The organism is Actinoplanes oryzae, from assembly GCF_030757795.1.
Lineage (GTDB): Bacteria > Actinomycetota > Actinomycetes > Mycobacteriales > Micromonosporaceae > Actinoplanes.
The window spans coordinates 46,021-65,535 of sequence record NZ_JAUQWH010000009.1 but is presented as its reverse complement, the minus strand read 5'-3'; the positions used below and the strand labels follow the sequence as shown (position 1 = coordinate 65,535).

Sequence of the window (19,515 nt, the reverse complement as noted above, 5' to 3'; positions counted from 1 at the left end):
CCGCCGGAATGTCCGCTTTGCACTCCCGGATCGTCTAATGGTAGGACCGCGGCTTTTGGTGCCGTTTATAGGGGTTCGAATCCTCTTCCGGGAGCTTTCTTCCCGCGGCTGAGTCCTCGCCGCTTCTTTCGACATCGCACCACTGCGACCCCTGGAGTTATGCGTGAGCCAGTCTCCGAGCCGTACCGTCGTCGTCCTCGCCGCCGGTGAGGGCAAGCGGATGAAGTCCGCGACGCCGAAGATGTTGCATCCGCTGCTCGGGCGGACGCTGCTGGGCCACGTGCTGCACGCCGCCGAGGCGGTGCGCGCCTCCCGGACGGTCGTGGTGGTCGGGCACAAGGCCGACCAGGTCCGCGCGCACCTCGCCGAGATCTCGCCGGGCGCGACGCCGGTGCTGCAGGCCGAGCAGAACGGCACCGGCCACGCCGTGCGCATCGCGCTCGACGCGATCCCCGAGGCGACCGGCACCGTGGTCGTGCTCAACGCCGACGTGCCGCTGCTGCGCCCGGAGACGGTCGACGCGCTCGTCGCCGCGCACGAGTCGGGGCAGCGGGGCGCGACGGTGCTGGCTGCGGAGGTCGCCGACCCGACCGGGCTGGGCCGGATCGTGCGGGACGCCGCGGGCAACCTCGAGCGGATCGTCGAGGAGCGCGACGCGTCGCCGGAGATCAAGGGGATCCGGGAGATCAACGCCGGGATCTACGTCTTCGACGCCACGCTGCTGCGCGAGGCGCTCGGCAAGCTGACCACCGACAACGATCAGGGTGAGGAATACCTCACCGACGTGTTCGGGCTGCTCGCCGCGGTGGGCCACCCGGTGGGGGTCCACGTCGCCGCCGACGCGCTGGAGACGCTGGGCTGCAACGACCGGGCGGAGCTCGCCCGGCTCCGCGGCCTGTTGCGTGACCGGATCAACACCGCGTGGCTCAAGGCCGGCGTCTCGATCCTCGACCCGGCGACCACATGGATCGACGTCACGGTGACGCTCGAGCCGGACGCCGTGGTGGACCAGAACTCGCAGCTGCAGGGCGCGACGACCGTCGGCGCCCGGGCCGTCGTCGGGCCGGACACGACGCTGGCCGACACGGTGGTCGCCGAGGGCGCGACGGTGCTGCGCACGCACGCGGTCGGGGCCGAGATCGGGCCGGACGCGACGGTCGGCCCCTTCTCCTATCTGCGGCCGGGCACGCGGCTGGGGCGCAAGGCCAAGGTCGGCGGGTTCGTCGAGACCAAGAACGCGGAGCTGGGCGCCGGCGCGAAGGTGCCCCACCTGTCATATGTGGGCGACGCCACGATCGGCCCCAAGGCGAACATCGGGGCGGGCACGATCTTCGCCAACTACGACGGGGTGAACAAGAGCCACACGACGGTCGGCGAGGCGGCGTTCGTGGGCAGCGACACGGTCTTGATCGCGCCCGTGGAGATCGGCCCGGGGGCGTATGTCGCGGCCGGCAGCGCCATCGGCAAGGACGTGCCCCCGGGCAGCCTGGGCGTGACGCGGGCGCCGCAGCGCTCGGTCGAGGGCTGGGTCGCGCGCAAGCGGCCGGGCACGGTGTCGGCCGAGGCGGCGGAGCGGGCCGGGCGGGCGGCGGAGGAACCCGGCGACGGTGCGTGAGGCCCGCCCGGGGGTCTGATTTACTGTCGTCGATGGGACGGGATTGAGGTCAGCCGGGCCGGGGGCGCGCAAGCTGGGGTGAGGCATCCCACGCGAGGCCTCCGGCATATGGCGGGCAGCCGTCCCCGGGTCATACTTCAGGTGACACACCCCCTCGATCACACGGGAGCGGACGAGCCCATGGGCAGCATCGTCGCGGAGAACCGTAAGAGTCTGATGCTTTTCTCCGGTCGGGGTTTCCCGGAGCTGGCGGAGGAGATCGGACAGGTGCTCGGCGTGGCGCCGACGCCCTCGGACTCCTACGAGTTCGCCAACGGTGAGATCTTCGTCCGATATCGCGACTCGGTGCGCGGATCCGACGCCTTCGTCGTCCAGTCGATGACCGAGGGCATCAACCGCTGGGTCATGGAGACCCTGATCATGATCGACGCCCTCAAGCGCGGGTCGGCGAAGCGGATCACCGTGGTGATGCCCTTCTACCCCTACTCGCGGCAGGACAAGAAGCACCGCGGGCGCGAGCCGATCTCGGCCCGCCTGGTCGCCGACCTGCTCAAGACGGCGGGCGCCAACCGCATCCTCACGGTCGACCTGCACACCGCGCAGATCCAGGGCTTCTTCGACGGCCCGGTGGACCACCTGTTCGCGATGGACATCCTCGCCGAGCACGTGGAGCGCAAGTTCGAGGGCCGGCCGCTGACCGTGGTCGCGCCCGACTCGGGCCGCGTGCGCGTGGCGGAGCGCTGGACGGACCGGCTCGGCGGGTGCCCGCTGGCCTTCATCCACAAGACGCGCGACCCGCTCAAGCCCAACCAGGTCGTCGCCAACCGCGTGGTCGGCGAGGTCGAGGGCCGGGTGTGCCTGATCGTCGACGACATGATCGACACCGGCGGCACCATCACCAAGGCCGCCGACATCCTCTTCGACTCGGGCGCCGCGGATGTGATCGTCGCCTCCACGCACGCGCTGCTGTCGGACCCGGCGACCGAGCGCCTGAAGAACAGCCGCATCTCCGAGCTGGTCGTGACCAACACGCTCCCGCTCCCCCCGGAGAAGCGCCTCGACAAGATCACGGTGCTGTCGATCGCGCCGCTGCTCGCGCGGGCCATCCGCGAGGTGTTCGACGACGGCTCGGTGACGACGCTGTTCGGCGGTCTGAGCTGACGTTCGGCCCCGGCCCGAGCTGACGTCCGACCGGTCTGTGCTGAAGCGAGCTGGGCCGTGTGCTGGCCTTTCTCGCGCCGCTGTGCAGATGGACGGCATCTGCTGGACCTTGCCGCAGCGCTGTGCAGCCTGACGCACGTGGTGGCCCTTGCCGCAGCGCTGTGCAGCCTGACGCACGTGGTGGCCCTTGCCGCAGCGCTGTGCAGCCCGACGCACGTGGTGGCCCTTGCCGCGGCGCCGAGCGGCTCGATTGCGCGTGCTGGACGGCGAGCCCAGCGGCGTGTGAGCCGACGGCGGCTGCGTGAAGGGGATGGGCGGTGCTGCGCATTGTGGATGAGCGTGGCGCCGGGGGCGGACGCGGGATTTGCGACGTCCTGGGCGATTGAGGCGACGGGCGACCAGTACGGGGTGTTGCCATGCCGCTCCGGCCGGTACCGTGCAAGGTGCATCGGGCGGGTGAACTTTTCGCGGGAAGAGCGAGCTGACGGGACCCGCCGGTCGTCGTGCGCACGGGGCAGGTAAGCTGGTGCGGTTGCCACGGCGAGGGTGCCACGCGGTCTGCGGCAGGTTAGCGGAGTTCGCTTGAGGCACCGTGATCGACGCGGTGTTCCGGGCCTGTGCCCGTGCGCCCCTTGCCGAGCAGATGAGCACCACCCCACGCTCGGCCCCGCCGAACACAGCCCGCAGCCCGCCGACTTAGACGCAGCCCGATTCATGAGTTTCAGGAGTTCCCCGTGTCCGAGGTAAAGATCAGCGCCGAGCCCCGTACCGAGTTCGGCAAGGGTGGTGCCCGCCGCACGCGCCGGGCCGGCCTCGTGCCCGCCGTGCTCTACGGTCACGGCGAGGCCCCGCAGCACATCGCTCTGCCGGCGCGTGAGTTCGCGGCCGCGATCCGGCACGGCGGTCTCAACCAGGTGTTCACCCTCGACGTCGCCGGTGGCTCCGCCATCCTGGCGCTGCCGAAGGCGATCCAGCGCGACCCGATCAAGGACACGTTCGAGCACGTGGACCTGCTGATCGTCAAGCGTGGCGAGCAGGTCCAGGTCGACGTCCCCGTGACGCTGACCGGCGAGGCCGCCCGCAACACGCTCGTGGTGAACGAGAGCAACACGCTCGCGGTCACCGCCGAGGCCATGCACCTGCCGACCGAGCTCGAGGTGTCGATCGAGGGCCTCGAGGCGGGCGCGCAGGTCACCGCCGGCGACGTGACCCTCCCGCAGGGCACCCAGCTGGCCGTGGACCCCGGCTTCGTCATCGCGATCATCTCGCAGGCGCAGACCGCCGAGCAGATGGAGGGCGGCGAGGCTGCCGAGGGCGAGACCGAGGCCGAGGCCGGCGAGGAAGCCGCCAGCTGACCTCAGCCCCCAGGGCTGCCGGAAGACCACGACAGGGAAAGTGCCGCGCGGCGCTTTCCCTGTTTCCGTGTGAGGAGAGAGCAGGTCATGACCGACGACGCGCCGTGGCTGGTGGCCGGGCTGGGCAATCCCGGCCGGGAGTATGCGGGCAACCGGCACAACGTCGGCTTCATGGTGGCCGATCTGCTGGCGAGCCGGGTGGGTGGCAAGTTCGGCCGGCACAAGCGGGCGGTCGCCGAGGTGGCGGAGGGCCGGCTCGGGTTCGGCGGGCCCAAGCTGATCCTGGTGAAGCCGCTCACCTACATGAACCTGTCCGGCGCCCCGGTGTCGGCGCTGGCGCAGTTCTTCAAGGTGCCGCTGGAGCACATCGTCGCGGTGCACGACGAGCTGGACGTGCCGTACGGGCAGGTGCGCGCCAAGCGCGGCGGCGGTGAGGGTGGTCACAACGGGCTGCGCTCGATGTCGAAGTCGCTGGGCAGCAAGGACTACGCCCGGGTGCGGGTCGGGATCGGACGGCCGCCGGGCCGGCAGGACGCGGCCGACTTCGTGCTGGCCGACTTCTCCTCGACCGAGCGCAAGGAGCTGGACTTTCTCGTGGACCGGGCGGCCGACGTGACGGAGGCCGTGATCCTCGAGGGCGTCGAGTGGGCGCAGAACAAATACCACGGAACGTGATGACCGACCCCGGGAACGAATAGATTAATTCGCCCGTTTTGCCCTTCTGAACTCCCGTGTCGCCGCGCTTGGTTGGCGCGTTGGTCACATAGCGCCCGGATGGTGCGTGATCATCGGCGGCGCAGGGGAGGTGCGAGATGACGGAAGGGCGGGAGACCGCGCTCGACGAGCCCACCGTGGCGCTGCCGACCGTGCAGCGGCGTGCGGCGGATCGCGGCCAGGACGTTCCGGAGAATCACGGCCCGGCGAACCATCCGCCGGCGAACCACCGGCCGCACCGCTCGGTGCCGCACCGGGACCGGGCGCGCAACAGCAAGATCCCGGCGTCCCGGGAGGCGGCCGACCCCAACGCGGCGCCGCGGACCGGAGACGGCGCGCGCACCCGCAACCGGGCCGTCGACCGGCACTGGTCGGAGCGGCAGAACAGGTCGATGGCGGCCCGCCCGGCCGCCCGGCCGTTCGTCCGGGTCCGGGGCAGGCACGCGGCCATGTCGCGGCGGCAGCGGTGGGAGCGCCGGTACGTGCGCTCGCTGGTGCTCAGCGACCTGCTGGCCGGAGTCGCGGCCGGGGCGACGACCTTCGCCGTGCGCTTCGGCGACGAGGTGACCGCGTACAACCGGGGGTATCTCCTGCTCTCGGCGCTCCTGCCGGTGGCGCTGCTCATGGTGCTCATCGGCAGCCGGGCGTACGAGCGCCGCTTCCTCTTCGTGGGCACCGACGAGTACCAGCGGGTGATCCGGGGCGGCGTGGGCCTGATCGCGGGCGCGGCCGTCGTCTCGTACGCCCTCGAGCTGGACCTGGCCCGCTCCTACGTCCTCGCGGCGCTCCCCACGGCCGTCGTCTCGGCGGTCGTGCTCCGCTTCGCCCTGCGCAAGCATCTGCACCTGGAACGCAAACGGGGCGCCAGCCTGCGCCGCGTCCTCGTGGTCGGCCACGAGCTGTCCGTCATCGGCATCACGCGCCAGCTGCGCCGTGAGCGCTATCACGGTCTGGAAGTTGTGGGCGCCTGCCTGCCGCCGCAGCACGACGGCGTGGTGGACCTGCCCGTGTACGGCACCTTCGACGACGTCGCGACCGCGGTGGACGCCGCCGACGCGGACACCGTGGTGGTGCTGAGCTGCCCCGAGCTGGACGGCGTGGCGCTGCGGCGGCTGGCCTGGCGGCTGGAGCGCGACGAGGTCGATCTCATCGTGGCGAGCGCCCTGATCGACGTCGCCGGGGCCCGCACCACCATCCGGCCCTTCGACGGGCTGCCGATGCTGCACGTCGAGCACCCGCGGCTGCACGGCGGTGCCCGGATGATCAAGGACCTGGTGGACCGGCTCGGGGCGCTGGCGCTGCTCGTGCTCTTCGGTCCGGTGCTGTTAACCGTCGCACTCTGTGTGAGGCTCACCTCCCGTGGCCCGGTACTCTTTCGGCAGGTTCGGGTCGGGCGGGACGGCAGCGAGTTCCGCATCTTCAAGTTCCGCAGCATGTACGTGGACGCCGAGGCGCGGCTCGCCGAGCTCCGGCACCTCAACGAGCACGACGGTGTGCTCTTCAAGATCCGTGACGACCCGCGCGTGACCCCGGTCGGCCGGTGGCTGCGCAGATTCTCGCTGGACGAGCTGCCGCAGCTGCTCAACGTCGTGCTGGGCCAGATGTCGCTGGTTGGCCCGCGGCCGCCGCTGCCCGCGGAGGTCGCCGCCTATGCCGACGACGTGCGGCGCCGGCTGGCGGTCAAACCGGGCATGACCGGCCTCTGGCAGGTTTCGGGACGATCGGATCTGTCGTGGGAGGAAGCGGTCCGGCTGGACCTGCGCTATGTGGAGAACTGGTCGCTCAGTTTGGATCTGGTGATCCTTTTGCGGACGATGACCGCGGTGGTCCGGTCCTCCGGGGCGTACTAGGCATGAGAGGCGAGGCGAGACGATGAGCGAGCGGACAGGGACGTCGGCGCGCATAGCCGGGCAACGTGAGCCCGAGTCCGGTGGCACGCCGCCGGTCAACGACTCGGCCTTCGCCCGCTGGCTGGCCGACCGGGCCGGTCAGGTGCTGCTGCAGGTCCGCGAGGAGCTGGGCCACGCGGACGGCAAGGCGCTGAAGGCCGCCGGCGACAAGGCGGCCCACGATCTGCTCCGCGCCGAGCTCGCCCGCTGGCGCCCCGCCGACGCCGTGCTGTCGGAGGAGGACGACCAGTCCCGCGTCGCCTGGGCCGACGGGGAGGACGCCGCGCGCCCGGACCGGCTGGACGCCTCCCGCGTCTGGATCGTCGACCCGCTCGACGGCACCCGTGAGTTCTCCGAGGAGGGCCGCGCCGACTGGGCCGTGCACGTGGCGCTCTGGACGGCGGAGTGCGGCAGCGCGAGCTGCCTGGCCGCCGGTGCCGTGGCGATGCCGGCCCAGCACCGCACGCTGGCGACCGATCACCCGCCGGCCTATCCGCCGCTGCCGCTGGCCGCCGCGACCGGCGGGCCGATCCGGATCGCCGCCAGCCGCACCCGGCCCCCGGCGTTCGTGACCGCGCTGGCCGAGGAGCTCGGCGCCGAGCTCGTCCCGATGGGATCGGCCGGCGTGAAGATCGCCGCGGTGGTGAGCGGGGAGGCGGACGCCTACATCCACGCCGGCGGGCAGTACGAGTGGGACAGCGCCGCCCCGGTCGCTGTGGCATTGGCCACAGGTTTGCACGCTTCCCGCATCGACGGCAGTGCGTTGGAATACAACCAGGCCGACCCGAAGCTGCCCGATCTGGTGGTCTGCCGGAAAGACCTCGCCCCCCAGCTGCTTGCGGCGCTGCAGCGGCACCTTCCGTAATCCGAGCCGTCAGCCCGATGGTCATCGCCCCCACGTAAATCGAAAGGCTGGGGATTCTGTGAGCCAGGCGAAGCCCTATCGCGTCTCCCATCTCGACGCCCTCGAGGCCGAGAGCATCTTCGTGATGCGCGAGGTCATGGCCGAGTTCGAGCGGCCGGTGCTGCTCTTCTCCGGCGGCAAGGACTCCATCGTCATGCTGCGGCTCGCCGAGAAGGCCTTCGCGCCGGCCCGCATCCCGTTCCCGGTCATGCACGTGGACACCGGGCACAACTTCCCCGAGGTGCTGGCCTACCGCGACGCCCGGGTCGGCGAGCTCGGCCTCAACCTGGTGGTCGCGAGCGTGCAGGAGGCGATCGACACCGGGATGGTGCGCGAGCTGCCCGACGGCACCCGCAACCGGATCCAGACCCCGGTGCTGCTCGCCGCGGTGGAGAAATACCGCTTCGACGCCCTCTTCGGCGGCGCCCGGCGCGACGAGGAGAAGGCCCGGGCCAAGGAGCGGATGTTCAGCTTCCGCGACGAGTTCGGCCAGTGGGACCCGAAGAACCAGCGCCCCGAGCTGTGGTCGCTCTACAACGGGCGGCACCACCCCGGCGAGTCGATCCGGGTCTTCCCGCTCTCCAACTGGACCGAGCTGGACGTCTGGCACTACATCGCCAAGGAGCGCATCGAGCTCCCCAGCATCTATTACGCCCACGACCGCGACGTCGTCGAGCGCAACGGCATGTTCTACGCGGTCAACGAGTTCATCGTGCCCCGCGACGGCGAGACCGTGGAGACCCGCCGCGTGCGCTACCGCACGGTCGGCGACGCCTCCCAGACGGCTGCCGTGCTCTCCGACGCGGACACGGTCGAGAAGGTCATCGACGAGGTGGCCGCCACCCGGATCACCGAGCGTGGCGCGACCCGCGGCGACGACAAGGTCAGCGAGGCCGCCATGGAAGACCGCAAGCGGGAAGGTTACTTCTGATGAGCCAGTCAGTGCTGGAGCCCGAGGCCGCGGCGGCCCGCAACATGGACATCCTGCGGTTCGCCACCGCGGGCAGCGTCGACGACGGCAAGTCGACCCTGATCGGCCGGCTGCTCTACGACACCAAGACGATCTTCGCCGACCAGCTCGAGGCGGTCGAGGCCGCCAGCGCCTCGCGCGGCGACGAGTACACGAACCTCGCGCTGCTCACCGACGGCCTGCGCGCCGAGCGGGAGCAGGGCATCACGATCGACGTGGCCTACCGCTACTTCGCGACGCCCAAGCGCAAGTTCATCATCGCCGACACCCCGGGCCACATCCAGTACACCCGGAACATGGTCACCGGCGCCTCCACGGCCGACCTGGCGCTGATCCTGGTCGACGCCCGCAAGGGCCTGGTCGAGCAGTCCCGCCGGCACGCCTTCCTGACCAGCCTGCTGCGGGTGCCGCACCTGGTGCTCTGCATCAACAAGATGGACCTCGTGGGCTGGGACAAGGAGGTGTACGACCGGATCGCCGACGAGTTCACCTCGTTCGCGGCGAAGCTGGACATCACCGACCTGACGATCATCCCGATCTCCGCGCTCGAGGGCGACAACATCGCCTCCCGCTCGGAGAAGAGCCCGTGGTACGAGGGCCCGTCGCTGCTGCACCACCTGGAGCACGTGCACATCGCCTCCGACCGCAACCTGGTCGACGTGCGCTTCCCGGTGCAGTATGTGATCCGGCCGCAGTCCACCACGGTCACCGACTACCGGGGCTATGCGGGGCAGGTCGCGTCGGGCGTGCTCAAGCCCGGCGACGACGTGCTCGTGCTGCCCTCGGGCATGACCAGCAAGATCGCGGCGATCGACACCGCGGACGGCCCGGTCGCCGAGGCCTTCCCGCCCATGTCGGTGACCGTCCGGCTGACCGACGAGATCGACATCTCGCGCGGCGACCTGATCTGCCGGCCGCACAACGCCCCGGCGGTCGCGCAGGACATCGAGGCGATGGTCTGCTGGATGGACGAGACCGCCCCGCTGCGCATCGGCGGGAAATACACCATCAAGCACACCACACGCACGGCCCGCACGGTCGTCCGTGGCCTGCAGTACAAGCTGGACGTCAACACGCTGCACCGCGACGAGGACGCGCCCGAGCTCAAGCTCAACGAGATCGGCCGGGTCCGGCTGCGCACGACGGTGCCGCTGCTCGCCGACGAATACCGGCGCAACCGCACGACCGGCGGCTTCATCCTGATCGACGAGGCCACCAACCGTACGGTCGGGGCCGGCATGATCATCGAAGCCGGCTGAGCCCCGGCTCGCTGTCCACCCCGATCGAGCCGCCCATCACCTCGGCCGTCCCGCGTCACCCGGCGCCCGTCCCGCTGCTCGCGGGGCGGGCGCCGTCCTTTTGTCGCGTTCGGATGATGGTGTCATCGGCTAGTGCCGGTCGGGTCGCCGTAGCAGGCTCGGGGGCATGCGACGGTTCCCGGCCGTGGTCACCGCGGTGCTCATGCTGCTCACCCCGGCTCCGGCGTCCGCCGCGCCGCCGCGGGGGCACAATCCCGTGTCGGCGAGCTTCGCGGACACGTTCGCGGACCCGATGGTCGTGCGCGGCGACGACGGCTGGTTCTACGCCTACGGCACCACTGATCCGCTGCGTGAGGGCGAGCGGACCCCGCACCGCATCCCGATGGCCCGGTCGGCCGACCTCAGGCACTGGGCGTACGTGGGAGATGCCTTCGCCGCCGGCCAGCGCCCCGCCTACGCCGCCGCGAACACCTCCTACTGGGCCCCGGACGTGCGCAGGATCGGCAACCGCTGGGTCATGTACGTCACCGTCACCGAGACGACGACCGCCCCCGGCGCCTCGGCCATCGGTGCGGCCACCGCGCCCACCCCGACCGGCCCGTGGACCTTCGCCGACGAGCCGGTCGTCGCGCCCCGGCCCAGCGGCGACGGCGGCTGGTGGTGGACGTTCGACCCGGCGCAGGTGACCACCCCGGACGGCCGCCGCTTCCTCTACTACGGCAGCTACTACGGCGGCGTCTGGACCAGCGAGCTCACCGCGGACGGCCTGCACCGCACCGGTACGCCCACCCGCGTCGCCATCGACAACAAGTTCGAGGGCTCCTTCGTCGTCCGCCGCGCCGGCTGGTACTACCTGTTCGCCTCCTCGGCCAACTGCTGCGCCGGCCCCACCACGGGCTACTCGGTGTCCGTGGGGCGGGCGCGTGACCCGCGTGGCCCGTTCGTGGACAAGCTCGGCCGGCCGCTGAACACCTCACGCGCGGGCGGCACCCCGGTCATCGCGCCCAACGGCAACCGCTGGGTCGGCACCGGGCACAACGCGGTGATCAGTGACGGACACCGGGACTGGTTCGTCTATCACGCGATCGACCGCGGGGACCCGTACCTGGACGAGCCGTCCGGGATCAACGAGCGGCCGATGCTGATCGACCGGCTGGACTGGATCGGGGGCTGGCCGACCGTACGCGCGGGGGCCTGGGCCTCCGACGGCCGCGACTCGGGCACCGCGCGGGAGCCGCAGCCCGGCCGCCCGCTGCCCCGGTGGTCCGATGAGTTCGACTCCAAGCAGAAGAGCTGGACCTTCGTACGCCCGGATCCCGCCGTCACGGTGACAGGCGGGCAGCTGCGCTGGCCGGTGCAGGGCGCCGACCTGACCGGCGACTCGGACGACGCCGGGGTGCTGCTGCGCGCCGCCCCGCCCGGGAACTGGATCGCCGAGACCCGGCTCACGCTGCCGCTGGGCGAGGACAGCGTCCGCAACTACCAGCAGGCGGGCCTGATCGCGTACGTCGGCGACGACCTGTTCGCCCGGCTGTCCGCGGTCGCCATCGGGAATACGCGGCAGGTCGAATTCGGTCACGAGATTCCCTACGCGGGCACGACCTCGTACGGCGGCACAATCGCCGGCACGCCGGGGCTGACCACCACGTGGCTGCGCCTGGCCCACCGCGTCGACCCGCGCAACGGCGAACACGAGTACCGAGCCGGGGTGAGCCGCGACGGCCGCACCTGGACGTGGGGCGGCGTGTGGACGCTGCCGGCGGGCACCCACCCGCGCATCGGGCTCGTGGCGCACGGCGGCGCCACGCCGCCCGTCACCGCGTCCTTCGACTACCTGCGGTTCAGCGGTCTCGCTGGGTAGCGTCCTCGATGGCCTCGGAGACCGACCCGGTGATGTCCCCGGCGGGCACGGCGATGCTCTCGGCCTCGTCGTGCAGCTGCTTGTCGTGGTCCCGGGTCGGCTGCGGCTCGGGCGCGGTGCCGTCGCCCGCGAAGCCGAACTCGTTGGGCTGGTTCTCTTCCCGCTGATCAGTCATGACCCGTCGCATACCCGCGCGTTCGCGCGGGTATGCGGGCCTGTCGCTCAGAGCTTGCGGGCCCCCGGGCCGGGCGTCGCCGACCAGGTGGTGGGGGCGGTGAAACCCTTCTCCTGGTACGCGCGCTCGACCGCGGCCGTGGTCTCGGCGGCCTTGTCCGCGTCGACCAGGGCCAGCACGCACCCGCCGAAGCCGCCGCCGGTCATGCGCGCCCCGTAGGCGCCGGCCGCCAGCGCCGCCTCGACCGCCACGTCGACCTGGGCGACGGTGATCTCGAAGTCGTCGCGCATGGAGGCGTGCGAGGCGGTGAGCAGCGGGCCGATCTCGCGGACGCGGCCCTCGCGCAGCAGGGCGACGGTGTCGAGCACGCGCTGGTTCTCGGTGACGATGTGCCGGACGCGGCGCTTGATCACGTCGTCGCCGATCCGGGCGAGCGCGGCGTCGAGGTCGCCGATCGCCACGTCGCGCAGGGCCGGGACGCCGAGCAGGCGGGCGCCCTCCTCGCACGACTTGCGCCGGGCGCCGTACTCCCCGTCGACGTGCTGGTGCGGGGCGTTGCTGTTGATGATCAGCATGGCGAGCCCGGCGGCCGCCAGGTCGAACGGGATCTGCTCGACCTCCTCCGAGCGGCAGTCCAGGAAGAGGGCCTTGCCCTCCTGGCAGCGGATGGAGGCCGACTGGTCCATGATCCCGGTCGGGGCGCCGACGTAGACGTTCTCCGCGCGCTGGGCGACCGCCGGCCGCCTGTCCACGGGCAGGTCGATGCCGCCGAGGTCGACCAGCGCGGTCAGTACGGCCGACTCGAGCGCGGCGGAGGAGGAGACCCCGGCACCCAGGGGCACGTCCGACGAGAGCGCGATGCGGGCCGGCGGCACGTCGAACCCGGCGTCCTGCAGGGCCCAGACGACGCCGGCAAGGTAGGCGGCCCAGTCCTTGACCTCGCCCGGCCCGGTCGTGCCGAAGCTGACCGGGGCGTCGGCGAAGCCGGAGCACACGGTCCAGCCGGGCCCGTCGTGCCGGGCCGCGGCGGCCACGACCTGCTGGGGCAGCGCGAAGGGCAGCACGAAGCCGTCGTTGTAGTCGGTGTGCTCACCGATCAGGTTGACCCGCCCGGGCGCCGCGTAGAGCGCGGTGGGCTCGGAGCCGTAGGTCGAGGTGAAGGCCGCTGCGGCCGAGGACGCGACTGTCATGTGCTTGATCCCATCACGCCAGGTTGTGGGACCGGTAGAACGCCCAGGCGTCCCCGATCATGTCCGCCAGGGTGTTCTTCTCCGGGACCCAGCCCAGCTCGTCGCGGGCCCGCTGCGACGACGCGACCAGGGTGGCCGGGTCGCCCTCGCGCGGCGGGGCGATCTCGAGCGGGATCTCCGCGCCGGTGACCTCGCGGGCCACCTCGACGACCTGGCGGTTGGAGAAGCCGTTGCCGTTGCCCAGGTTGTAGATCTTGTGCTCGCCGGCCGTGGCCGCGTCCAGGGCCAGCAGGTGGGCCCGGGCGAGGTCCTGCACGTGGATGTAGTCGCGCACGCAGGTGCCGTCGGCGGTGGGGTAGTCGTCGCCGAAGAGCTGCAGCTTGTCGCGCTTGCCCGCGGCGACCTGCAGGGTGATCGGGATGATGTGCGTCTCGGGGTCGTGCCGCTCGCCGACCTGGGTGCCGTCGGGGCGGATCAGGGCCCCGGCGACGTTGAAGTAGCGCAGCGACACCGCGGCCAGCCCGTGCGCGAAGGCCTCGGACGTGAGCGCGTAGTCGAAGGCGAGCTTGGTGGCGCCGTACGTGTTGGTCGGGGCCTTCGCCGCGCCCTCGGTGATCGGGTTCTCGCTCGGGTTGCCGTAGACCGCGGCGGTGGAGGAGAACACGAAGCGCCGGACGCCGGCCGCCCGGACCGCGTCGAGCAGCGCCAGGGAGCGCTTGACGTTGTGGTCCCAGTAGAGCTCCGGCTTGTGCATCGACTCGCCGGCCTGGATGAGCCCGGCGAAGTGCAGCACCGCGTCGAAGCCGGCCTCGGGGGTCAGCACCGTGGCCGCGTCCTTGATGTCCGCCTCGACGAACGTGGCCCCGGGGGCAACGGCCTCGCGGTGCCCGTTGCTCAGATTGTCCAGGACGGTGACCTCGTGCCCGGCCTCCAGCAACAGCCGGCTGGTGACGCTGCCGACATAGCCGGCGCCTCCGGTGACGAGCAGTTTCACGACTTTGACCTCCGGTCGACGACGCCAGCCACGCTCAGCGTAGGCGGCGCTGCTGTGCTCCGGCTTGCGGAACCCTGTGTTCGAGATTCCACCAAATTCGATCAGAAGTCAACATGCTCGAACATCGACCACCCTTCGTCGGCTTCCCTCCCAGCCAGGCGCGCCAGCGCCGGGCCCAAGTCGCACTTCGCCCGTCGATGGTTGGGGCGCCGATTTCCGGCCGGGCGCTCTTTCCCGGCCGGAAATCGGCGCCCCAACCATCGGCTGCTTTTGGGCGAAGTGCCCGCCGAGCGAAGCGAGGCCATGTGACAGCTGCTTTTGGGCGAAGTGCCCCGCCGAGCGAAGCGAGGCAATGTGGCACCATGGCGCTCATGTCCGACGCCGTTCACCGCCCCCGGGTGCTCTCCGGCATCCAGCCGACCGCCGACTCGTTCCACCTCGGCAACTATCTCGGCGCGGTGCGCAACTGGGTCGCGATGCAGGAGACAGCCGACGCGTTCTACTGCGTGGTGGACCTGCACGCCATCACGGCCGGGCACGACCCCGTGGCCCTGCGGAACAGGACGCGCCTGTCGGTCGCCCAGCTGCTCGCGGTCGGGCTCGACCCGGAGCGCTGCACCCTCTTCGTGCAGTCGCACGTCCCCGAGCACGCCCAGCTCGCCTGGGTGCTGAGCTGCATCACCGGCTTCGGCGAGGCCGGCCGCATGGTGCAGTTCAAGGACAAGTCCGCCAAGCAGGGCACCGACAGCGCCAGCGTCGGGCTGTTCACCTACCCGATTCTGCAGGCGGCGGACATCCTGCTCTACCAGGCCGACGCGGTGCCGGTCGGCGAGGACCAGCGGCAGCACCTGGAGCTGACCCGGGACCTGGCGCAGCGCTTCAACAGCCGGTTCGGCAAGACGTTCACGCAGCCCGAGGCGTACATCGTCAAGGACACCGCGAAGATCGTCGACCTGCAGGACCCGAGCTCCAAGATGAGCAAGTCGGCGTCCTCGCCCAACGGCATCATCGAGCTGCTCGAGGAGCCGGGCCGGTCGGCCAAGAAGATCAAGTCGGCGGTCACCGACACCGGGCGCGAGATCCTCTACGACGAGGTGAACAAGCCGGGCATCAGCAACCTGCTGACGATCTACGCGGCGCTCACCGGGCGGACCATAGACGATCTGCTGGAGGCGTACGACGGCCGCGGCTACGGCGACCTGAAGAAGGACCTCGCCGAGATTGTCGTCGACTTCGTCAAGCCGATCCAGGAGCGCACCCGGGCCTACCTCGAGGACCCGGCGCACCTCGACAAGGTGCTCACGATCGGGGCGGAGAAGGCGCGCGCGGTCTCCGCGGCGACCCTGGCCAAGGCCTATCAGAACGTCGGCTTCCTCGCGCCGGCGCGCGGGGCCTGAGGCCGGTGGGCCCGCTCGATCCGCCCGTCACCCGCATCGGGGTGGCGATCGACATCCCGGAGCCGTGGGGGCCGCTGCTCACCCGGCGCCGGGCGGAGGCCGGCGACCCGCAGGCGGCCTGGACCCCGGCGCACGTGACGCTGCTCGGCCCCACGGAGATCGACCCCGAGGCGCTGCCCCGGATCGAGAAGCACCTGGGGGCCGTCGCGGCGGAGCACCGGCCGTTCTCGATCCACCTGCGCGGCACGGGTACGTTCCGGCCGGTCACCGAGGTGGTCTTCGTGACGCTGGCGGTCGGCATCAGCGAGTGCGAGCTGCTCGCCGAGGCGATCGTGGCGGCTCCGGGGGTGCACCGCGACTCGCGGTTCCCCTACCACCCGCACGTGACCGTGGCACAGGACGTGCCCGGCGCGGCGCTCGACGCGGTCTTCGACGATCTGGCCGAGTTCGACGCGCGGTTCGAGGTGCCCGGATTCACGCTCTTCTCGCACGACCTCACCGACGGCGAGCGGCCCTGGCGGCGCCGTCGCGAGTACACACTGGGTGGCCTGCGACACCCGTAGTGGATCTTTCGGTACGGTCGGGCGCGTGAACGCCATCGACCGGGCGTACGCGGCGGTCGAGCAGCGCATCCTCGCTCTGCGGCACCGCTCGCCGTACTTCGACCACCTCGCACGCGCCGTCCTGCGCTACGACGAGGTGCTGGGCGGGCGCCTGGCCGCGGCCATCGCGTACTACGGCTTCTTCGCGGTGTTCGCGCTGGCCCTGATCGGCTACTCGGTCTTCGGCTTCCTGATCGACTCGAACGTCGGGCTGTTCGACATCGTGCAGCGCTTCCTGCGGGAGAACCTGCCCTTCCTCGACATCAAGGCCATTCTCGACAGCGGCAAGACCGTCGGGATCGTGGGCATCGTCGGCCTGGTGTTCACCGGCATCGGCTGGATCGAGGCGATCCGCTCGTCGCAGCGGCTGATCTGGCGGCTCAACGAGCAGCCCGGCTACATCGGCGTCCGGCAGGTGGTCGACCTGCTCGTGATGATCGGCATCCTGCTGCTGCTCATCGTGTCCGTGGGTGCGGTCTACGGGCTGGAGACGCTGCTGACCTGGGTGGCCGACGGCCGGGCCGGCACGGTGCTGTCGGTGATCAGCACGCTGCTCACGCTGGGCATCGACATGCTGCTGGCGGCGGCGTTGCTGGCCGCGGTGCCCCGGCTGCGGATGACCGTACGCCGCATGGCGCCCCCGGTCCTGCAGGTCGGCATCGGCATCTACCTGCTCAACACGGTCGGCAAGTCCTTCGTCGGCCTGATCCAGCGCAACCCGGCGTACGGTCTGGTGGCCAGCGCCGTCGGTGTGCTGGTCTACCTCTACGTCTTCAACCAGTTGCTGCTTTTCGGGGCGTCCTGGGCGGCGACGAGCCCGCACGGGCGGGTGGTGGACCTGTCGGCCGACGACAAAACCGCCCCGGTGGGACAAAATACCTGGATTCGGCACAACCGCCCGGAATGATGAGGCCCGTGGGCACACTCGTGACGCTGCACCTGCCGCCGGACTCGCCGGTGGCACACCTGCCGTGGATCATCACCATCGGCGCGCTGAACGACGACGAGGAGTGGGAGCCGCTCGTCTGCGGCCCCTACGAGCGGCCGCACGCCCTCGCCCTCGCGCAGGCCGTCGTCGCGGACGAGGAGCTGATGGCCGTCGTCGAGCCGCTCCTGCCGCTCGCCGACGCCGACGCCATCCGCAGCGAGGTGGCCCTGGCCAAGACCGGGCAGCCGGACGATCTCGAGGCGGAGAGCTTCGGCGACGACGAGCCCCGGCACACCACTCCCGGCCGGCCGCCGACCGAGGCCGAGGTCCGCGAGGGCTTCGCCCGCATCGCCGCCCAGCTGTCCGGCGGCTAACGGGCGAGCAGCGCGTGGAGTCCGGCGAGATACGTCGCCTTGTCGGGCGTGCCGATGAGCGTGTGCTGCAGCGCGTATCCCGGCAGTGAGCCGAACAGCACGGACGCGACCGCCTCGGGATCGGTGCCCGGCGGCAGCTCGCCGCGCTCGACGGCGCGCCGGGCGAGAGCCACGAAGGGCGTGCGCATCTCGCTGTAGCGCGCCTTGACGATCTCGGCGATAGCCGGGTCGCGCAGGGCCTCGCCCCACACCTGGATGCCCAGCGGGAACATCCCGCCCGGGGCGACCTGCGCGTCGACCAGGTCGAGGGCCCGGCTCATGGCATCCCGCAGGCCCAGCTCCGGGTCGTCCGAGACCTGCGTGAGGCCGGCGGTGATGGTCCCGGTGAAGGTCTGCGAGATCGCGTTGATGATCTCCGTCTTCGACTTGAAGTAGCGGTAGACCGCGCCCACCGAGAGCCCGGCCTCCTGGATCAGGTCCTGCATCGACGTGTTGTGGATCCCGTTGCGCAGGAAGCAGGTGCGGGCCGCGGCGAGGATCTGCTCGCGGCGGGCGTTCAGGTGGTCCTCGGAGACGCGGGGCATGCGCCAACTGTAAAACGAACGATCGTTCGTTGACAGTGCCGGGACCCGACGCGCATGCTCATGCAAAAGAACGAGCATTCGTTTTAGGAGTTGGTCATGACTCGCACCCTGCGACCGCTGCCCCTTGCCTTGCTGATAGCCGTCGCCGTCGTCGCCCTGCAGGCCCTGCTCGTGCCCCTCTTCGCGGGCCCCGCCTCGCACCTCGCGCCGCGCGACCTGCCGCTCGCCGTGGCCGGCCCGCAGCCCGCCGCGGAACAGATCGTCGCCCGGCTCGAGGCGGGCCGGCCCGGCGCGTTCGACCTCGAGATCGTGCCGGACGGCGACGCCGCGATCCGCGACCACGAGGCGTACGGCGCGATCGTCGTCGGCGCCGCCGGACCCGAGATGCACGTCTCCTCGGCCGCCGGCCCCACCGTGGCGGCCCTGCTCACCCAGGCCGCCGCCGAGATCAGCCCGGGGCGGCCGGTGACCGACGTGGTGCCCACCGCGGCGGGCGACCCGCGGGGTGCCGGCTTCGGCGCGGCGTTCCTGCCCCTGGCGATGACGAGCCTGGTCGCCGGGACGCTCGCCTTCCTGTTCGTCCGGCGGCGCGGGGCGCGTCTGCTGGCCCTGGTGACCTACGCGGCCGGTGCGGGCCTGGCCGGCGCGGCGGTGCAGCAGTACTGGCTGGACGTGCTGCCCGGTGACTACTTCGCGGTGTCCGGCGGCCTCGCGCTCTTCTCGCTGGCCGTCGCCGCCGCCGTGTGCGGGCTCGGGGCCGTCGCCGGTCGCCCCGGCGCCGTCCTGGCCATCGTGACGATCTTCCTGGTCGGCAACCCGCTGTCCGGGGTCTCCGCCGCCCCCGAGCTGTTGCCGCAGCCGTGGGGCACGGTGGGCCAGTACCTGCCGATCGGGGCGGGCGGCAGCGTGGTGCGGGCGGTGGCGTACTTCGGCGGGGCCGGGGCCGGGGTGGCCTTCGCGGTGCTGGGGGCGTACGCCCTCGGGGGTCTGCTGCTCGTCGCGGCCGGGCGCCGCGGCACGGACCTGGCCCCGCGAGGCCTCGCGGGCAGTGCCCCGCGGGTGAAGCCGGAGCCGGTGCCCGCGGGCTGACGGCGCATACTTGCGCGGTGACGCTCTCCCGGCGATGGTCCGCCTTCCTGATCGCGGTCGGCGTGTGGACCTGGCTCATCTGGCCCCGCTTCGGCCTGGCGATCTGGCGTGACGACCGGTCCTTCTCCGACGGCGCGCCGACCGCGTTCCTGACGGTCCACGCGCTCCTCATCGGGGCGTCGCTGGTCATCGGGACGGCGGTCGGCGTGCTCGGCGTCCGCGGCTGGCGGGCGGCCCGGTCCCCGCGGCGCGTTACCGACGATTCGTCGGTCGTTGGGGCCGGTGCGCCGAAAGATTAACGGCGTGTTACGCGGAAAACGGACGATTCGGTTCCTTCTGCAAGCTCGGACAGTCCGGATCGGACCGGCGATTGCGGACAGGTAACGGTGCGCCAACAGTACGGCCGGATTTCCTGACGCCGCCCTGGCCTGCGGCTACGCTCCCGTCCTGTGAC

General features: G+C 71.4%; 19 protein-coding genes and 1 tRNA gene. 16 read left to right on the top strand and 4 right to left on the bottom strand.

Annotated elements, in window-relative coordinates; genetic code table 11:
* Positions 1-23: 23 nt before the first annotated feature.
* The 10 genes from RBH18_RS05350 to RBH18_RS05305 all read left to right on the top strand — a co-directional run bounded on the left by RBH18_RS05350 (position 24) and on the right by RBH18_RS05305 (position 11,728).
* Positions 24-94: transfer RNA gene (locus RBH18_RS05350), tRNA-Gln, on the top strand.
* Between the two features lie 69 nt (positions 95-163).
* Positions 164-1,615, top strand: coding sequence for a bifunctional UDP-N-acetylglucosamine diphosphorylase/glucosamine-1-phosphate N-acetyltransferase GlmU (gene glmU / locus RBH18_RS05345; protein ID WP_306204806.1), 1,452 nt, complete (start codon positions 164-166; stop codon positions 1,613-1,615).
* 180 nt (positions 1,616-1,795) lie between these two features.
* Positions 1,796-2,776: a ribose-phosphate diphosphokinase gene (locus RBH18_RS05340; protein ID WP_306204805.1), complete on the top strand. Its 981-nt coding sequence runs from the start codon at positions 1,796-1,798 to the stop codon at positions 2,774-2,776.
* 734 nt (positions 2,777-3,510) lie between these two features.
* Positions 3,511-4,131 (top strand): 50S ribosomal protein L25/general stress protein Ctc, encoded by a 621-nt coding sequence (locus RBH18_RS05335; RefSeq protein ID WP_306204804.1) that lies wholly within the window; start codon positions 3,511-3,513, stop codon positions 4,129-4,131.
* An 87-nt stretch (positions 4,132-4,218) separates the two neighbouring features.
* The gene (pth, locus tag RBH18_RS05330) at positions 4,219-4,806 is read left to right on the top strand and encodes an aminoacyl-tRNA hydrolase (protein ID WP_306204803.1); all 588 of its coding nucleotides are present in this window, start codon (positions 4,219-4,221) and stop codon (positions 4,804-4,806) included.
* A gap of 137 nt (positions 4,807-4,943) precedes the next feature.
* Positions 4,944-6,695, top strand: coding sequence for a sugar transferase (locus tag RBH18_RS05325; protein ID WP_306204802.1), 1,752 nt, complete (start codon positions 4,944-4,946; stop codon positions 6,693-6,695).
* Between the two features lie 22 nt (positions 6,696-6,717).
* Entirely contained in the window at positions 6,718-7,599 is an 882-nt protein-coding gene (locus tag RBH18_RS05320; RefSeq protein ID WP_306204801.1) for a 3'(2'),5'-bisphosphate nucleotidase CysQ, read from the top strand.
* A gap of 58 nt (positions 7,600-7,657) precedes the next feature.
* Positions 7,658-8,569 (top strand): sulfate adenylyltransferase subunit CysD, encoded by a 912-nt coding sequence (cysD, locus tag RBH18_RS05315; RefSeq protein ID WP_306204800.1) that lies wholly within the window; start codon positions 7,658-7,660, stop codon positions 8,567-8,569.
* Entirely contained in the window at positions 8,569-9,867 is a 1,299-nt protein-coding gene (gene cysN / locus RBH18_RS05310) for a sulfate adenylyltransferase subunit CysN (RefSeq protein WP_306204799.1), read from the top strand. The genes cysD and cysN overlap by 1 nt, the downstream gene beginning before the upstream one ends.
* A gap of 166 nt (positions 9,868-10,033) precedes the next feature.
* A complete protein-coding gene (locus tag RBH18_RS05305) occupies positions 10,034-11,728 on the top strand; it encodes a family 43 glycosylhydrolase (RefSeq protein ID WP_306204798.1) in 1,695 nt (564 codons plus the stop codon).
* Here RBH18_RS05305 and RBH18_RS05300 read toward each other — a convergent pair.
* Genes RBH18_RS05300 through galE form a run of 3 tightly spaced genes read right to left on the bottom strand, consistent with a single transcriptional unit; the run spans position 11,709 to position 14,087 of the window.
* A complete protein-coding gene (locus tag RBH18_RS05300) occupies positions 11,709-11,903 on the bottom strand; it encodes a hypothetical protein (RefSeq protein WP_306204797.1) in 195 nt (64 codons plus the stop codon). The two genes, RBH18_RS05305 and RBH18_RS05300, sit on opposite strands and share 20 nt — an antisense overlap.
* A gap of 47 nt (positions 11,904-11,950) precedes the next feature.
* The gene (gene galK / locus RBH18_RS05295) at positions 11,951-13,093 is read right to left on the bottom strand and encodes a galactokinase (RefSeq protein ID WP_306204796.1); all 1,143 of its coding nucleotides are present in this window, start codon (positions 13,091-13,093) and stop codon (positions 11,951-11,953) included.
* 13 nt (positions 13,094-13,106) lie between these two features.
* The gene (galE, locus tag RBH18_RS05290) at positions 13,107-14,087 is read right to left on the bottom strand and encodes a UDP-glucose 4-epimerase GalE (RefSeq protein WP_306204795.1); all 981 of its coding nucleotides are present in this window, start codon (positions 14,085-14,087) and stop codon (positions 13,107-13,109) included.
* Between the two features lie 371 nt (positions 14,088-14,458).
* Here galE and trpS point away from each other — a divergent pair, with 371 nt between their 5' ends.
* From trpS to RBH18_RS05270, 4 genes are read left to right on the top strand one after another with little or no spacing between them, the layout of a single operon-like run.
* Entirely contained in the window at positions 14,459-15,484 is a 1,026-nt protein-coding gene (trpS, locus tag RBH18_RS05285; protein ID WP_306204794.1) for a tryptophan--tRNA ligase, read from the top strand.
* Positions 15,481-16,047 (top strand): 2'-5' RNA ligase family protein, encoded by a 567-nt coding sequence (locus tag RBH18_RS05280; RefSeq protein WP_372338869.1) that lies wholly within the window; start codon positions 15,481-15,483, stop codon positions 16,045-16,047. The genes trpS and RBH18_RS05280 overlap by 4 nt, the downstream gene beginning before the upstream one ends.
* A 25-nt stretch (positions 16,048-16,072) precedes the next feature.
* On the top strand, positions 16,073-16,993 hold the full coding sequence (locus tag RBH18_RS05275) for a YihY/virulence factor BrkB family protein (RefSeq protein WP_306204792.1): 921 nt from the start codon (positions 16,073-16,075) through the stop codon (positions 16,991-16,993).
* An 8-nt stretch (positions 16,994-17,001) separates the two neighbouring features.
* A complete protein-coding gene (locus RBH18_RS05270; RefSeq protein WP_306204791.1) occupies positions 17,002-17,388 on the top strand; it encodes a hypothetical protein in 387 nt (128 codons plus the stop codon).
* Here the strand turns inward: RBH18_RS05270 and RBH18_RS05265 are convergent.
* On the bottom strand, positions 17,385-17,972 hold the full coding sequence (locus RBH18_RS05265) for a TetR/AcrR family transcriptional regulator (RefSeq protein WP_306204790.1): 588 nt from the start codon (positions 17,970-17,972) through the stop codon (positions 17,385-17,387). The two genes, RBH18_RS05270 and RBH18_RS05265, sit on opposite strands and share 4 nt — an antisense overlap.
* Positions 17,973-18,068: 96 nt before the next feature.
* On the opposite strand from RBH18_RS05265, the gene RBH18_RS05260 reads away from it, so the two are divergent.
* The gene (locus tag RBH18_RS05260; RefSeq protein ID WP_306204789.1) at positions 18,069-19,061 is read left to right on the top strand and encodes a hypothetical protein; all 993 of its coding nucleotides are present in this window, start codon (positions 18,069-18,071) and stop codon (positions 19,059-19,061) included.
* A gap of 17 nt (positions 19,062-19,078) precedes the next feature.
* Positions 19,079-19,360 carry an SCO4848 family membrane protein gene (locus RBH18_RS05255; protein WP_306204788.1) on the top strand — a complete coding sequence of 94 codons (282 nt, stop codon included), beginning with the start codon at positions 19,079-19,081 and terminating at the stop codon, positions 19,358-19,360.
* Positions 19,361-19,515: the final 155 nt, after the last annotated feature.